Origin of the sequence: Myxococcus sp. RHSTA-1-4 (assembly GCF_020037125.1) — a bacterium.
GTDB lineage: Bacteria > Myxococcota > Myxococcia > Myxococcales > Myxococcaceae > Myxococcus.
The window spans coordinates 1-2,629 of the sequence record NZ_JAIQDG010000098.1 but is presented as its reverse complement, the minus strand read 5'-3'; the positions used below and the strand labels follow the sequence as shown (position 1 = coordinate 2,629).

The window sequence follows — 2,629 nt, the reverse complement described above, 5'->3', positions numbered from 1 at the left end:
AGGTTGAGCAGCAGCACGTACCGCGCCTCACCGGTCTTCAGCAGCAGCGCGCGGAACAGCGGGCCCCGGGCCAGGTCAAAAGACTTTTCGGCCTCCTGACGCAGAAGCTGGAGCAGGAGGTCTTCCTCCTCACACTCCGCGATCTCGAAGTGGAGGTCCGCGGTGGCGGAGACGGCCTGGGAGGGTGCGCTCCCGCCGGGGAAGCAGGTGCGCAGGGCTTCATGGCGCTGGACGATGGCACGGAGGCTCTCGCGGAGCACCTCCGGGGCCAGGACGCCCGATAGCCGGATGGCCATGGGCATGTTGTAGACGCGCTGCTCGTCATGGAGCTGGCTGAGGAACCACAATCGCTCCTGCGCGAACGACAGGGGCATCGGGCCTTCCCGGCGGGCGGCCGGGATGTGAAAGGTCGCCACCGGAGCGGCGGACCCGAGCTTCTTCTCCACGGCGAGCGCGAAGGACTCCACCGTGGGGGCCTCGAAGAGCGTGCGGACGGGAACGGGCAGGCCGAGCGCATCCTGGACGCGCGACACCACCTGCGTGGCCAGCAGAGAGTGGCCGCCGAGCTCGAAGAAGCTGGCGGTGACGTCGAGTTCTCCGACGCCGAGGACGGAAGCCCAGATGGCCGTGAGCTTCGCCTCCAGGTCGCTCCGGGGGCCGGTGAAGGAACCTTCGTTCCGTTCCTGCATCACGGGAGCCGGCAGCGCCTTGCGGTCGAGCTTTCCGTTGGCGGAGAGGGGAAGCGCGTCGAGGAGAACGAAGGCCGAGGGCACCATGTGGCTGGGCAGCAGCGACACCAGGTGCTCGCGGAGAGAGGCCGCGGAAGAGTCCGAGGCGGCATAGGCGACCAGGCGCCTGTCGCCGGGGATGTCCTCGCGAACGAGGACGAGGGCCTGACGGACGGAGGGGTGCTGGAGGAGTGCGGACTCGACTTCACCCAGCTCGATGCGGAAGCCGCGCAGCTTGACCTGGTTGTCGCGGCGGCCGACGAAGTCGAGGGAGCCGTCATGGCGCCTGCGCACCAAATCGCCGGTGCGGTAGAGGCGTGCGCCTGGGGAGGAGGAGAAGGGGTGGGGGACGAAGCGCTCGGCGGTGAGCTCGGGCCTGTCCCAGTAGCCCCAGGCCAGGCCGTCACCGCCGACGAAGAGCTCGCCGGCGACGCCGGTGGGCACGGGCTGGAGCGCGGCGTCGAGCACGTAGGCGGTGCTGTTGGAGACTGGCCGCCCGATGGGGATGGAGAGCGCGTCCGGCTCGACATGGACGGCCTGGAACCACGTGCTGAACGTGGTGTTCTCCGTGGGGCCGTAGCCGTTCACCAGTGCCTGGGGAGCGCCGTGTGAGAGCACGGCATTGACGCAGGTGACGTCGGCGGCCTCTCCGCCAAAGATGACCCAGCGCAGCGTCCGGAAGGCCTCGGGGTGGGTGCGGGCCGTGAGATTGAAGAGGGCCGTGGCGATGACCAGCGCGGTGATGCGCTCCTCCTGGAGGCGCCGGGCGAGGAGGGTGGGTTCGAGAACCTCATCCCTGTCGATGATGACGAGCGCGCCGCCATTGAGCAGGGCACCCCAGATTTCGAGCGTGGAGAGGTCGAATGCGACGGTGGTGACCTGGGCGACCCGATCCTCGGGGCCGAGGCGTACGTGGTCGGAGTCGCGCGCCATCCGGATCACGCCCTGGTGCGGGATGCACACCCCCTTCGGCCGGCCCGTCGAGCCGGAGGTATAGATGATGTGCGCCAGGTCTCCGGGCGTACTGTCTTCAGGAGGCGGAAGCGGGCTGCACCGCTCGAGCTCGGGTCCGAGGTCGTCGAGGGAGAGGAGAGACCACTCGCCGGAGGGGAGGCGCTCCACGAGCGCTCCGTTGCTGATGATGGCGGCCAGCCGTGAGTCCCGAGCCATGAAGGAGAGGCGCTCCGCGGGGTAGTCCGGGTCGAGCGGGACGTAGGCGCCGCCGGCCTTGATGGCGGCAAGAAACGCGACGATGAGGTCAACGGAGCGGGGGAGGCAGACGCCCACCTGGGGCCGGGCCCTGCCGACACCGTGGACCAGCAGCAGCCACGCCAGGCGGTTGGCGCGCGCATCGAGCTGGGCATAGGTGAGTGCGTGAGCCCCATGCTGCACGGCGATGGCGTCAGGGCGAAGCGCCACCTGGGCCAGGAAGAGCTGGGCAATGGAGGCGTCGGACGGATAGACGCGAGCGGTGTCGTTCCAGTCGAAGAGAAGTTGGCGGCGCTCATCCGGGGAGAGGAAGTCCAGCAGGCCGGCGGGAGCGTCGGGAGACTGGACGAGCGCGTGGAGGAGCCGCGCGTAGTGGGAAGCCATCCGCTCCACGGTGCGCGGCGCGAAGAGCGCGGTGGCGTACTCGAAGGTGGCGCTCAGCCCCTCGGGGCCCTCCTCCAGGGCGAGGAACAGGTCGAACCTGGCGGTCCGGGTCTCCAGCGTCATGGGGGCGACGTCGAGGCCGGGAAGCTGGAGCATCGAGCCAGGCGCGTTCTGCAAGGCGAACAGCACCTGCACCAGGGGATTCCGGCCCGGCTCGCGGGCCACGCGAAGCTCCTCGACGAGCTTCTCGAAGGGGAGCTCCTGGTGGGAGTAGGCGTCGAGGCAGCAGTCGCGGACGCGCTGGAGGA

Annotated in this window: 1 protein-coding gene; it reads right to left on the bottom strand. The window is 69.6% G+C overall.

Annotation, left to right across the window (positions count from 1 at the left end; all coding sequences use genetic code 11):
- A partial coding sequence (locus K8638_RS44050; protein ID WP_223760788.1) for a non-ribosomal peptide synthetase occupies window positions 1-2,629 on the bottom strand: 2,629 nt, incomplete at both ends.